Origin of the sequence: Micromonospora sp. LOL_014 (assembly GCF_048060245.1) — a bacterium.
Classification (GTDB): Bacteria; Actinomycetota; Actinomycetes; order Mycobacteriales; family Micromonosporaceae; genus Micromonospora_E.
Window position 1 is genome coordinate 1 of sequence record NZ_JBHMIP010000011.1, and the last position, 13,146, is coordinate 13,146.

At 69.1% G+C, this 13,146-nt stretch carries 11 protein-coding genes and 1 pseudogene; 3 read left to right on the plus strand and 9 right to left on the minus strand.

The features are described 5' to 3' along the window. Window positions 1–121: 121 nt before the first annotated feature. Window positions 122–619, minus strand: a complete 498-nt coding sequence (locus ACFHW1_RS11715; RefSeq protein ID WP_416615387.1) for a VOC family protein — start codon at window positions 617–619, stop codon at window positions 122–124. Between the two features lie 147 nt (window positions 620–766). On the opposite strand from ACFHW1_RS11715, the gene ACFHW1_RS11720 reads away from it, so the two are divergent. Next, on the plus strand, window positions 767–1,501 hold the full coding sequence (locus ACFHW1_RS11720) for a helix-turn-helix domain-containing protein (RefSeq protein WP_416569010.1): 735 nt from the start codon (window positions 767–769) through the stop codon (window positions 1,499–1,501). Window positions 1,502–1,684: 183 nt separating this feature from the next. Here ACFHW1_RS11720 and ACFHW1_RS11725 read toward each other — a convergent pair whose 3' ends face one another. Both ACFHW1_RS11725 and ACFHW1_RS11730 read right to left on the minus strand, forming a co-directional pair. Beyond that, complete coding sequence (locus ACFHW1_RS11725) at window positions 1,685–2,254, minus strand: alpha/beta hydrolase (RefSeq protein WP_416615388.1); 570 nt, start codon at window positions 2,252–2,254, stop codon at window positions 1,685–1,687. 2 nt (window positions 2,255–2,256) lie between these two features. Continuing rightward, the gene (locus ACFHW1_RS11730) at window positions 2,257–2,553 is read right to left on the minus strand and encodes an alpha/beta fold hydrolase (protein ID WP_416615389.1); all 297 of its coding nucleotides are present in this window, start codon (window positions 2,551–2,553) and stop codon (window positions 2,257–2,259) included. A gap of 109 nt (window positions 2,554–2,662) precedes the next feature. Between ACFHW1_RS11730 and ACFHW1_RS11735 the strand changes: the two genes are divergently transcribed. Both ACFHW1_RS11735 and ACFHW1_RS11740 read left to right on the plus strand, forming a co-directional pair. Further along, window positions 2,663–2,836: a hypothetical protein gene (locus tag ACFHW1_RS11735; RefSeq protein ID WP_416615390.1), complete on the plus strand. Its 174-nt coding sequence runs from the start codon at window positions 2,663–2,665 to the stop codon at window positions 2,834–2,836. Between the two features lie 172 nt (window positions 2,837–3,008). Next, the gene (locus ACFHW1_RS11740) at window positions 3,009–3,416 is read left to right on the plus strand and encodes a hypothetical protein (RefSeq protein ID WP_416556878.1); all 408 of its coding nucleotides are present in this window, start codon (window positions 3,009–3,011) and stop codon (window positions 3,414–3,416) included. Between the two features lie 148 nt (window positions 3,417–3,564). Here ACFHW1_RS11740 and ACFHW1_RS11745 read toward each other — a convergent pair. The 6 genes and pseudogenes from ACFHW1_RS11745 to ACFHW1_RS11770 form a co-directional block, all read right to left on the minus strand. Continuing rightward, window positions 3,565–3,868 (minus strand): annotated as a pseudogene (locus ACFHW1_RS11745) (non-reducing end alpha-L-arabinofuranosidase family hydrolase); the annotation flags it as partial. A 274-nt stretch (window positions 3,869–4,142) separates the two neighbouring features. Beyond that, window positions 4,143–5,042: a sulfotransferase domain-containing protein gene (locus ACFHW1_RS11750; RefSeq protein ID WP_416556879.1), complete on the minus strand. Its 900-nt coding sequence runs from the start codon at window positions 5,040–5,042 to the stop codon at window positions 4,143–4,145. Between the two features lie 201 nt (window positions 5,043–5,243). Beyond that, entirely contained in the window at window positions 5,244–5,777 is a 534-nt protein-coding gene (locus ACFHW1_RS11755; RefSeq protein ID WP_416615391.1) for a hypothetical protein, read from the minus strand. Window positions 5,778–5,871: 94 nt separating this feature from the next. Continuing rightward, the gene (locus ACFHW1_RS11760; protein WP_416615392.1) at window positions 5,872–11,682 is read right to left on the minus strand and encodes a ThuA domain-containing protein; all 5,811 of its coding nucleotides are present in this window, start codon (window positions 11,680–11,682) and stop codon (window positions 5,872–5,874) included. 249 nt (window positions 11,683–11,931) lie between these two features. Continuing rightward, window positions 11,932–12,549, minus strand: coding sequence for a hypothetical protein (locus ACFHW1_RS11765; protein WP_416556882.1), 618 nt, complete (start codon window positions 12,547–12,549; stop codon window positions 11,932–11,934). Then, window positions 12,546–13,142, minus strand: a complete 597-nt coding sequence (locus ACFHW1_RS11770; protein WP_416556883.1) for a CDP-alcohol phosphatidyltransferase family protein — start codon at window positions 13,140–13,142, stop codon at window positions 12,546–12,548. Before ACFHW1_RS11770 ends, ACFHW1_RS11765 begins: the two co-directional genes overlap by 4 nt. Window positions 13,143–13,146: the final 4 nt, after the last annotated feature.

Consider the following 13,146-nt stretch of genomic DNA (forward strand, 5'->3'; position numbering starts at 1 on the left):
CCCCCCGGATCATGCGCACGACAGGGGCAGTCAGTCATACCGAGCCGGGCGACCGAGCAGTCCCCTGTGGGGACGATCAGTAAGGTAACAGGGCACTCCTCAGCTCTACCGCAGGCGGATGTCAGCCCTGCTGGGCGGCCCATTCGGCGACCCGGCGGGCGCTTTCGGACTCGGAGAGGTCCTCGACCCGGGTCATGATCGACCAGCGCAACCCGTACGGGTCGCGGATGCTGGCGAACCGGTCACCGGAGACGAAAATTGTCGCCGGCTCCCGCACCGTTGCGCCGGCCGCTACCGCGCGGGTGAGCGTGGCGTCGACGTCCGGGCAGTACCGGCCAATCGAGTAGCAGTCCTCGTCGCCAGCCGGTGGGGCAACCAGCCCGTACGCCGGGGACGGCTCGCCGAGCTGCAGTTGGCCGTTGCCGAAGTCGAGCACCGCGTGCACCACGGCGCCGCCCATCTCGGTCACGTCGACCACTCGGGCGCCGAACACGTCCCGGTAGAAGGCGATAGCGCCGCGTGCGTCCGGAAGGGCCAGGAACGGAGTGAGGCTGGTGACGCCGTGCGGCGTACCGTTGGTGGTGTATCGGCCGTCGGCGGCCGGGAAAGTGTCGGACATGTCCCGACCCTAGGCAGCGTGCGGGTGTGGTGACTTGAAGATTCGCGACAGCCGACAGCCGTCGGTGCCGCAGGCCGTAGCCTGGCAGCCGTGGACTCGGCGCAGCGCGGCATCCTGTACCCGTCCCGGCTGCCGACCTTCGCCCGGCTGCCGCCGCCGGAGCAGGTCGCGTCGCTGGTCCGCTGGTTCTGGATCCCCGAGTGGCGGATCGCGCCGGGCCGTACCTCCCGGCAGCAGATCCTGTCGTTCCCGGCCTGCAATCTGGTGGTCGGCCCAGACGGCGTGGAGCTGGCCGGTCCGACGACCCAGGTCTCGTACCGGGACCTGACCGGCACCGGCTGGGCGGTCGGGGCGCTGCTGCGCCCGGCGGCGGTGCCGCACTTCACCCCGGAGCCGGCGGCGCTGCGGGATGCCTCCCGCCGGCTGGACCTGCCCGATCTTCGGCCGCCGGTGGTCGACGCGATGACTGGTGCCGTTGACGCTCCGCAGCGGCACGCTGGTGCGGTGGCGGCGTTCGCCGACTGGCTGAGCGCCACGGTCGGGCCGCCCGGTCCGGAGGCGCTGCTGGCCAACACCTTGGCGGAGCTCGTCGACACCGACCACACGGTGCTGCGGGTCGAGGACGTCGCCGCCCGACTGCACGTGTCGGCCCGTACGGTGCAGCGGCTGGCCCGCCGCCACGTCGGCCTGCCGCCGTCGATGATGATCCGCCGACGGCGGTTGCAGGAGGCGGCGCAGCTGCTGCGGACCGATCCGGCCACCGACCTGGCGGGTCTGGCGGCCCAACTCGGGTACGCCGACCAGGCCCACCTGGCCAACGAGTTCCGGACGGTGCTCGGCTACACCCCGAGCGCGTACCGTCGGGAGTCCACGCCGTCCTGACGACGCAGCCTCCGCTTGACGACGAGGATCGCGTCCTCGTAGCCGACGTACGAAGGCTGGACGCTGCTCGTCAGCGCAGTCAATGTCGCGCTGGCCGCCCGCTACCAGACCGACACCCTGTTGGCCTTGGATCGGCGGGACTTTCGAGCGCTGCGACCGCTGACTCCGCATCCAGCGTTCCGGCTACTCCCGGACGACAGGTGACTGCGGCCTTTGCCCTGTCAGGGAGGTCGTTACCGCTAGGCGGAAGTCGTCCGGACGCTCTACCCACGGCAGGTGGGCGGACCCGGTGAGGATCACGCGCTGACTGTTGGGCAGCGTCCGGTGCAGCGAGTCCACAGCCCAGCGAGGGCGGATGTCCTCGGCGCCGTCGATGATCAACACTGGTAGATCGAGCGCCCGGCAGCGTACGGCTATCTCGGTCTTGGCGAGTTCCCGCTTGACCTCGGCGTTGATGGCCCGGCTGCAGTCGTAGCTGATGCCCAACCATGGTTCGGCCATGCGTTGGGCGTGACTGAGCGCGGTGTCCTGGTCGGCGAAGTCGGCCGACCACTGCAGGACCGCCCACTCACGTTCCTCGGCGGGGGTACGGGAGCGGGCGCCCAGAGTCTCCCACCGGGCCAGACGATCCCCGAGCCGGAGCCGCAGATTCCGTTCGTAGTGCGGATGCCAGTCCCGCCCAGGGTCGATGCCGGTCCCGGACACGTAGATCAGCTGACTGACCCGCTCGGGGTACGCGATGGCGTACCGCAACGTCAGGTGGGCCCCCAGGAGTGGCCGAGCAGGGCCATGCGCGGCCCGGCCAGCTGGTCGCGTACCGCGTCGAGGTCGGCGACGAAGCGGGCGATGCGGTACGGCCCACGCCGCTGCGATCGCCCGCAGCCGCGTTGGTCCCACCGGATGATGCGAGCGTGATCTTCGAGGAGCCGGGCGAGCGGGTCGAAGTAGTCCCACAGACCCGGACCGCCGTGACAGAGCACCAGCGGCGGTCCGGTGCCCGACTGTTCGGCCCACAACCGACAGCCGTCGTCGCTGCGGACATCCAGGCTCATCGGGTCATTGTCGCGGTGGCGGTCGGGCATGAGGCACCGACCCGCCGACCCGCCGAATGGGTACGAAGACGGATGTACCCGCCGTGAGGCTCGTGGCAGATTGTCGTACATGGATGTCGATGATGCCCCGCGTCGGGCACCGTACGGGCGCAGCCTGCTCGTCGCGCTCGGCTGGTACGTCACAGTGATCACTGCGGTTCTCGTCGGGCAGTCAGGGATACCGGCTGCGCTGCGCACCGACTGCTCGGTGATGTTCAGCTGCCTGACACCGCAGGAGGGATAGATCTGCTGCTGCTCGTCGGCAGTCCGGTCCTCCTCGGCCTGCTGGTCTGCACACTGGCGGTCACCGGTCTGCTGGCCCGCCTGATCCCTTCTCCGATCGTCGTCGGCACTCTTCCGGTGCTGGGCAGCGTCGCTGTCGTGGCGGTAGTCGTCGCGGTCTGGCAGGGTGCCCCGTGAAGCGCATCGGACTCGGCGTGTTGCTCCTCGGTTGGCTCTACGGCGTGCCGTTCCTGCTCATCGTCGGGCTGATTCGACGTACGTCGTCGCCCTATCTCGACACCCGTGCACAGGCACAGGCGTTCGGCGCGACCACCGACACCATCCTGACCACGGCCCTGGTGCTCAACCTGGTGCTCCCGGCGGCGGGGATGTTGCTCGCCTGGCTCATCCGCGACCGGTACTGGATTCGCCACTTCGTCGGGGCTCTGGTGGGGGCGGCGCTGATCTACTGTGCTGTCGCGATAGCCGGGCAGGCGGCCACGACGCCGCTGATCGGTTGGACGCCGACCGGCAACGAGCCAGCGCCGCAGGTCACGCAGTGCATCCCGACCAGCGGTGGCCGTAGCTGCCCCGGTGGCTGATCCCGGGGGACGGCTGCCGTGAGGGTTGATCCACTACGCCCTATCGACTCGACACGCCGACACCAGGTCGGCTGAGCCGTCTTGATCACGACCCACCGGCGTGGGCGGGCCCGGCGTGTCATGGTGTGGTGTTGGGTCCAGGTGGCGCCTGGCCTTGGAGTTTGTAGACCCGGACGCCTTCGAAGAGGTTGTTGGTGGTGTCGGTCGTGATGGAAGTTGCCGATGGGCATGCTGGCGCGGTATATGCGGCCGTTGTCGCTGGCGAAGAAGAGGTACCTGTTCTGGTCGTCGCCGATGAGTGCCTGGTCGATGGGTCCGGTGCCGGAGTTGCTGATGCTGCCGGTGAAGGGGGGCTGGTGGGCGGACCAGCTGTTGACGTCGGCCGGGTTGGTGGAGGTGCGGTAGGAGAAGGCGGGGCCGCCCCACTGGTAGGCGAGAACCCAGATGTACCGCTTGCCCTGGCGGCACACCTGGTGCAGGGTCCGACGAGGCGGGCTCGCCCGGTGAGCCGCAGGTGCCATCGCTCTTGGACATAGGCTGTGGGCGAGCAATCTCGCTCGTCAAGCCGTAACATGCCGCGATCGGGCCACCGGTAGCGCCGGCCGGTGCCTCCCAAAATCAGGTGAGCGCCATGGACCTCACCGCACGGTCTTGAGGTCCATGGCGCTCACGTGATCATGACGAGGCCGCCGCCGGTTCTGCGGCCCCGGGTCAACGGTGGGTCACTCAGCGGCCCGCTGTCGTCGCGGTGGCGGTGATCGGGCCGCGGTGCAGCCAGTCGACCAGCTCCGGTACGGCGAGCTTGGCGACCTGCTCCTCGTAGCGCCGCAGGTCGTCGTCGTCGAGCAGGTCACGCCACTGACCGGTGGCGCCCCGGTTGAAAAATTGCTTCGGGTCCCGCCACATCGCCAGGACGGGGGCGAACTCCTTGGCGCGGTTGCGCATGGAATCGAAGGTGGCTGCCTGCACCAGCTCCGGCCAGCGCTGTTCGGGCACCTCGATGTCGAGCCGTTTGGCGATTGCCCGCATCTGGCCCTCAAGGTCGGACTTCAGCTCGTCGTAGTGCAGCAGCAGGACGTTTGACCGCTCACGCTCCGCCCAGAAACCCGACATGTGGTGCAGCATCGACGGCAGGCCGATCTGCACGTCGGGGTGTTCCATCCAGGCCCAGAACCGGTCGTACTCGGACTCCAGCTGCGGTGGCGCGTCGTCGGTGAGCTCGCCGGTCAGGTCGTCGTTGCCGACCGCCTCGTCGCGCAGCTTCAGGACCACGTCGTAGTCGGTGTTGCGGAAATGTGCATCCCAGGACAGGGCGACGTCCCGCGGGTCCCGGCCGACGGCGATGTAGGTGACCCCGTCGTGGATCGGCAGACCGTCGAACGGGGTGTGGGTCTTGATGATGCGTCGGTGCTGCTGCGCCTCGTAGAACGCGAGCACGTCGGCCTGGCTGCGCGTCTTCATGTCCGGCCAGATGGTGATGTCGTCCAGCGGGCGGGGCAGCTCCGGTGTCTGGAAGATCAACAGAGCGCAGATCGTCTGGGTCCACGTCGTGCCGCATTTGGCGGGTGTCGAGATCACGATGTCGCCGTCGCGGAAGGGGAACCCCTCCCATCGGGCGCTGTCCATGATCGCATTGTGGTACCGAACCGTGGGTTGGCGCACCGGCCCTCCAGCCTGAGTTGGTCAACTCGTCCAATCCAGACCGTAATCTCCACAGTGTAGCAATGTCCAGAGTCGGGTGAAGAACACGGCACCTGACCAGACGGCGACGGGGCCAGCCGAACCCGGCTGGCCCCGTCGCCGTCTGTGCCCTGGGCCCCATCGTGATCAGGGCTGTCTGGATCGTGGCCGGCGGACGGCCACGGCCAGAGCGGCCACCGCCAGGGCGGCGAGGCCGATCGGCCATGCCCAACGCCACCAACCGGCTCCGGCCGTACCGCCGGATTCGTCCTCGACGGCTGCGGCGGCCAGATCGGCGACCGGCGGCGCCTGACCCTCCACCGCCTGTACATCGGCCGTCGTCGCACTGTCGTACGGCGCCGGAGCGCTCACTGTCACCTGCCAGTCACCCGGGCTGAGCACCGGGCCGCTGGCGTAGAAGCCCTGCCCTTCACCGGCCGGTTCGAGCTGCAGCGGGCCGACCGACCGCCCACCGTCGGCGGTGGCGGTCAGCACCAGCCGGACCGGAAGGTCGAGCCGGTGCCCGTCCTCATGGAAGGCCTGCACGGTCACCCCGGTGGCGCCGTCGCCGGCCACCTCCAGGTCAAGTTTGCCGTTGTGCGCCTGCGCGGGACCGGCTACCGGTAGCACCGCCAGCAACAGGCCGAACAGAACGGCGGCCGATCCACGCGTACGACGCATGGTGTCTTCCTTCCTGTCTCGTAGACGGGTCGGTGACCCGTTGATAGGACGCTGGCCCCGCCCGGCACCGAGGACCGGGCGGGGCCACCGCGGATCAGAGTTGCTGGTCGGGGTCGATCCGGGTGGGGTCCTCCGCCAGCCGACCGGCACCGGTGACCGGCTTTCCGCCGTTCGCCTGCACCCCGGCCGAGCTCGCCGTGCCACCGAGCCGTTCGATCATGGCGTCGGCGTCACGGACCAGGGTGTCCCGAACGTCGGCGTCGGTGACCAGATCCGGGTCGGCGGCGAGGGCCTTGAACGCGGTCAGCTGCTGAATCGCTCGCTTGTCCTTGCCAGCCGCCTCCGACAGCCGGACCGCGTCCAGCTTGTTGGACAGCTTGCGGTCCGCCTTCTTGGACAACCGTCCGGTCGACTTGAACCTGTCGATCAGGTTCTGCATGTCCCGGAACGACGTGGTGACGAAGAACCGGACCGTCGAGGTGGTGTCGTTGCCCGCCTTGTCGGTCGCGGTCACGGTCAGCTCGTGCAGGCCGAGCGGCAGGTCGTACATCACCTGCAGGGTGTCGTTCGCGTACGGCTGCCCGTCCAGCGTGCCGACGACGGTGTCGATGCCGGAGGTCGGGTCGACCGCCTGCCACGACACCCGTACGTCCTGGCTGTCGCCGTACAGCTGGCCGTCGGCCAGCCCGGAGATCAGCAGGGTCGGCTTGCTGCCGTCGATCTTCACCACGGCCGACTTCAGCGCCTCGACGTTGCCGGCGAGGTCGGTGGCCCGGTAGAGCAGCTCGTGGTCACCGTCGCCGGTCACCTCGACCGGCTCGTCGTACGGCGTCCAGTCACCGCCGTCGAGCGACCACTCCAGCAGCTCGACCCCGGAACCGTCGTCGGTGGAGGAGAGCACCACCGGGATGGTGCCGTCGTGCCAGCCGTTGTCGTTCGCCGGGGCGAACTCCGCCGAGCTGACCGGCGCCGTGGCGTCGATCTGGAAGGTGACCGACTGGGTCTGCTCCACGTTGCCGGCGGCGTCGGTGGACCGGAACCGCAGCTCGTGGCTACCGTCCCCACTCACCGCTACCGGCTCGGTGTACGCCGTCCACCCGGTCTCGTCGTCGAGCGAGTACTCGGTACCCGCCACCCCGCTGCCACCGTCTTCGTCGGTGGCGGTCAGGGTGACCGCGACCGGCCCCGGGTACCAGCCCTCGACCGGACCAGCCGGCTCGCCGGTCCCGACGACCTCGGCCTCGGTCACCGGCGCCGTGGTGTCCTCCTCCGAAACCTCCGTGGTCAACCGGAAGTAGTCGAACGACGCGGTCTTCGACTCCGTCTGGTTGCCGCTGAGGGTGAATACACCGATCTTCGGGGTGGCCCCGACGACCGCGCTGGTCAGCGACTCGAACTCTGTCCAGTCGGTGCCGTCCGCCGAGTAAGCGGCGGTGAAGACGTCACCGGCACGGGACACCCGCAGGTACCACACACCCGAGGTCAAACCGGTGGCCCCCGGCTGCGGGTTCTGGATCACCGCGTCGATCTCGCTACGGAACTCGATCCGCCGGCTGACTGCCGAACCGGGCGAGTTGTCGGTGACGAAGTCCAACTTCAGGTAGTTGTCGTCATCGGCGTACACCAGCAGACCGGCCTGCTGGTACTGCTCGTTCAGCAGGCTGCCGTCGATCTTCGTCTCGATCGTCCAGTCGCCCTCCGGCGCGGTCTGCAGGATGAAGTTCGTCGGCCCGGTGTTGTCGCCGGTGTAGATGTCGCCGTTGGGCACGTCGATGAACAACGACCCGTCGACTACCCGGTAGGCGGCCGAGTCCTCCCGCACGATGGCGTCCCACCGGCACTTGTCCAGCGCGTTGCCGTCGAACTCGTCGGACGGCTCGACCGGCCCGGCCGGCTCATCCGGCGTCACCTGGAACCAGTCGAAGGCGGCGTCGACCACCGGAGCCTCGGTCCCACCGTTGAGCGCGAACACGCCGAACTGCGGGTTCTCGATGCCAGCCAGCGCCGCCGACCGGCCGACCGGGGTGAAGGTCTGACCGTCGGCCGACATGGCCGCCGTCAGGTTCGTCCCGTCGCTGGTCACCCGCAGATAGAGGGTGTCACCTGTGGGCGCGTCGGTGGCGTCGGCACCCTCGTTGCGCGGGGTGCCGGCAGTCTCCCGGATGAACTCCACCCGGCGACTGCCGTTGAACAGCAGATCCAGCTTGGCGTAGTTGTCGTCGTCGCCGTAGACCAGCAGACCAGCCTGCTGGTAGTTGGCGGTCACCGGCAACGTGACCTTGGTGGTGGCCTGCCAGGCACCGTCCGGCGCGGGCTGCAGGACCAGGTTGGTGGCGTCGTTGCGGCCGCCGTACAGGTCACCGACGCCGGTCGGCAACAGCAGCGCGCCGTCGGCCAGCGAGTACACCTGGCTCTCCCGGACCACCGTCCACCGGTCACGGTCCAGTTCGTCGCCGAGGAAGTCGTCCGACCGCGCCCCGAAGCAGGACGTGTTCGGCGCCTCGACCCGCACCGACGTGTACGCCGATGCGGTCGCGCCCCGGGCGTCGGTCACCACCAGGGTGGCGACGAAGGTGCCCGGTGCGGTGTAGGTGTGGCTGGCGTCCAGGGTGTCAGCGGTACCGCCGTCACCGAAGTCCCAGGCGTACGTCAACGGGGTGTCGCCCTCGGCGTCGTTGGCCGTGCCGTCAAACGCCACGGTGAGCGGCGCGGTGCCGGACGTCGGCGTCGCGGCGACGCTGACCTGCGGCGGCGCGTTCTCGGTGACGCCGCGGCCGAGGAAGTCCATCCAGTTGACGTTGAACAGCGAATCGGCACCGCCACCCGGATCCCGGGCGACGAAGTACAGCACCGCCGCGTCGGCGCCGCCGGTGACTGGCGCGGTCACGTCGGTCCAGGTCTGCCAGCCGCCGGTACCCGCGATGTCAGCGGAGGCGACCACCGGACCGTCGACGGCGTCAGCGCGGACCTCGATCCGGCCGCCGGCCGTCGCCGACGCGACCCGGAACCGGATCGAGTCGACGTTGGTCAGGTTGGCCGGGTCGACCGACCACCAGTCGCCGTCCTCGATGAAGCCGATGTTCTCGCCGCCACCGGCCGGGTCGCTGGTGGTCTCGATCCGTACGCCCGGGTCGTCGTCGCCGGTGGCGCCGTCCACCCGTCCGGTCGAGCTGAAGTACTCGGCCTGCTTGCGCTTGGGCTGCAGCAGCTCGATCGCCCGGCCGGTCAGTGGTGCGGCACCGCCGACACCGCCGTCGTCGGTGTAGGTGGCCTCGAACACGCCGAAGACGTTCGCCTCGGCGCCATGGCCGGCGGCGAGCTGGGTCTGCACTGTGCCGGAGCAGCCGGTGTGCTGCTCCAACGGGTGGGCGTGCTCGTCGTGGCCGAGCAGCACCTGCAGCTCCACCCGGTCACAGTCGATCTCGCCGTCCTCCGGGTCGGTCACGGTGATCGTGTACTCGACCTGGTCGCCCCAGTTGAAGAAGCCGCCGGCCGGCGGGAAGTCGATGGTCACCGTCGGTGCGGTGTTACCGACTGTCACCGGCACGTTGGCAACCGCCGTGCGCTCGTTGGGGTTGGTCACCGTCAACTGCGCGGTGTAGTTGCCGGCCTCGGTGTAGGTGTGGGTCGGGTTGGCCTCGGCGGAGGTCCCGCCGTCACCGAACGCCCAGGCGTAGGTCAGCGTGCCCCCGTCCGGGTCGCGCGAGCCCGCGCTGGAGAACTGCACGGTAAGCGGTGCCTGGCCGGAGGTCGGGGTGGCGCTGGCCTCCGCGATTGGTGCCCGGCTACCGGCGATGTAGTCGATCCGGTAGACCCCCGAGTCGTCGTTGTTACCGCCGAAGCCGCTGCCCCATTCGATCAGGTACAGGGCGCCGTCGGGGCCGAACTCGAAGTCCATCGGGCGGATGAAGCTCATCCCGGTCAGCAGCTGGTTGATGTCCACCAGCTCGGTGCCGCCAGTGGACACCTGCATGGTGTACATCTTCGACTGGTTCCACTCGCCCAGCAGCGCCTTGCCGTCGTAGTACGCCGGCCACTTGCGGTCCGAGGCCAGCTCGGTGTCGTAGCGGTAGACCGGTCCACCCATTGGCGCACCGCCGCCACCGATTTCGGGGTAGCGCGGGTCACCGCTGTAGCCGTAGTCGACGGTGGCGGGGATCACCGGCGGCAACTCGGTCAGGCCGGTGTTGTTGGGGGAGTCGTTGACCGGTGCCGAGCAGTCGAACTTCGCGCCGCTGGGGCCGGACGGGAACTGATAGTCGTTGTACGCCTCGTTCGTCCCGGTGCAGTACGGCCAGCCGTAGTTGCCGGGGGTGTCGACGATGTTCCATTCGACCAGGCCCCGGGGACCCCGGTCGGGGTTGTCCGAGTTGGCGTCCGGGCCGTAGTCCGCCACATACAGCGTGTCGGTGGCCGGGTCCACGCCGATTCGGAACGGGTTGCGGAAACCCATCGCGTAGATTTCCGGGCGGGTCTGCGCGGTGCCCGGCGCGAACAGGTTGCCCTCCGGGATGCTGTACGTCCCGTCGTCCTCCGGGTGGATCCGGATCACCTTGCCGCGCAGGTCGTTGGTGTTGCCAGAGGTACGCTGCGCGTCGTAGTCCTGCCGTCCGGTCCGCTCGTCGATCGGAGTGTAGGCGCTGGACTCGAACGGATTGGTGTTGTCCCCGGTGGCCAGGTAGAGGTTGCCCTGGCTGTCGAAGGTCATGGTGCCGCCGGCGTGACAGCAGGTGTTGCGCTGGGTGTCGACCTGCAGCACGGCCTTTTCGCTGGCCGGGTCGATGCTGTCCCCGACCACCGTGAACCGGGACAGCAGGTTGCGGGCCACGCCGTCGTTGGGGGCGTAGTAGAGGTACACCCAGCCGTTGTCGGCGAAGTCCGGGTCGAGCCGGATACCGATCAGGCCGTCCTCGTTGCCGGTGAATACGTCGAGGTCGATCGCGGTGACCGTGTTGCCGGTGTCCGGCTTGACGATCTGCACCCGGCCGTCCCGCTCGATGTAGAACACCCGCCCGTCCGGGGCGATGTCCAGCTCCATCGGGTTGCTGGTGTTGTTGTCCAGGGTGATCTTCTCGAAGCTCTCGGTCAGCGAGGCGCCGCAGTCGGAGTCGACGACCCCGGCGGCGGTCTGGATGCCGCCGAGCAGGTGGTCGAGGAACTCCGGTTCGGCGAACGACTCGTTGGTGTGGCCGCCGCCGGTGTACCAGGCCCGGCCGCCGTCGTAGTCGCTGCACCAGGCGATCGGGTGGTCGGCGCCCATCGCGCCGGCACCGGGGGTGTAGCTGGTCTCGTCCAGGCTGGCCAGTACGTGCACGTCGCCGCGCGGGTTGGTCTGGAAGTTGTACCACTCGTCGTAGCGGACCCACTCGGCGGGCAGTCCGTCGGTGGACGGGTGGGCCGGGTCCTCGACCTTCACCACGGCGTTCTGGTTGGCCGGGTGGCCGGAGAAGTAGGCACCGACCAGTTCGCCGTACCAGGGCCAGCTGTACTCGGTGTCGGAGGCGGCGTGGATTCCGACGTACCCGCCACCGGCCTGGACGTAGCGCTCGAAGGCGGCCTGCTGGGCGGTGTCGAGGACGTCGCCGGTGGTGGACAGCCAGATGACCGCCCGGTAGTTGGCCAGGTTGGCGTCGGTGAAGTCGGCGCCGTCCTCGGTGGTGTCGACGGTGAAGCCGTTGTCGGCACCGAGCTGCTCGATCGCGGCGATGCCAGCCGGGATGGAGCCGTGCCGGAAGCCGGCGGTCTTGGAGAAGACGAGCACCGAGTACGGCTCGTCGGCGGCCGTCTCGAAATCGCCCGTGCCGGCCTGCACGGCGGGGGCCGGATCGACCGGGTTGCCAGGGGTGCCCGGGGTGCCCGGTGCGGCCTGCGCGGCGGGGGCACCGAGCAGGGCGGTAGACAACATGGAGAGCGAAAGTATTGCAGCGGTTAGCGGGCCACGTTCAAGGTGGCGTCGGCGGGTTCGGGACACGTGGTCTCCTAGTCCTGGTGAACACACTGTCGGGTGGGCCGACCCGCCGATGGCCGTCCCGTCTGGCCCGGTGAACGCGCTGCCACGACGCGGTCACCGAGATTTTGTTAAGCCGTTGGACAAATTAGGGACTGCCGGCTCTGTTTCCGGCAAGTGCTATGCGTGTAACGGTTTGATAAACGCTCAGCCGGTGAACCAGCTGGGAACCATCGCAAGTGCGACGAATCGGATCGATCTGCCGATGAAGCAGACCACTGTGAACACGCTGGCCGGCATCCGGGTGCCACCGGCCACCACCGTCGTGACCAGTAGCGGAGGCACGCCGATCACGCTGCTCGCGAACAGGGTCGGGATGACGAACGCCGGCTCGTACAGTCGGCGGTGCTCCCGGGCCACCCAGCCCGCCCAGCCGGACAACCTGCTGCGCAGCCCCTGCGGCAGCCGGTCGCCGATCGCCGGACCGATCCGGCGGAACCATTGGACCCGCGACCTGCCGTCCGCCGTCGTCGGGTCCGCCGTCGTCGTGCCGTCGGCCGCTACCGCGCTGGCCGTGGCCGCCGCCTTCGGCGCGGTCCGCTTGTCCAGCCACCGGCGTAGCCACGGCGACCGGATCACCCCCCGCGACGCCAGGAACATGGCGAGCTTGGCGGCGGTCTGACCGAGCGCCGCAGCGACGCCCAACGCGACCGGCTGATGGGACGTGGTGGCGGTCAACGCGATCAGGTACGGCTCGATCGGAGTCACCGGCGACACCGCCGACAACGCACCCACCGCGACGGTGGCCAGCAGAACCGCGATCACGAGGAGGCGGCGCGCAGACCCGGAAGGTCGACAGCGAGCGGGATCCGGGCCACCACGACGAGCGAAGCGAGCTTCACCGCGGCGATCGCCAAGGTGAAAGCCACCGGAAGCACCGGCGACGGTGCCAGCACCACCAGCAGCACCAGGCCGCCGGTGTTCAACGCCTTCGCCACCGGCGACCAGTTGAACCGGTACACCTGGGTGTGCACAAGATGGAAGTAGTTCGGGCTCAGCAACGGCCACCGCAGGAAACTCAGGCTCAACACCAGGTCCACCACGACGAACTGCACGACGAAGATGCCCAGCGGTACGCCCATCGACGGCAGCAGCGGAATCAGCGCGGCGGCGACCGCCAGGCAACAGATCCGGTCGCAGACGATGTCATAGACGGCGCCGAACCGGGTCTCCTGCCGTAGCCGCCGGGCGGCCAGACCGTCCGCCATGTCACCGATCCAGTAGCAGGCGATCGCGACACCGGTGAGCACCGCGCTGCCGCCGACGACGGCCAGCACGGCCAGGCCGACGGCGACCACGGTCCGGACCGTGGTGATCAGATTCGGTACGTTGCGGACCGGCCCGGCAGGCCCGTCCACCCAA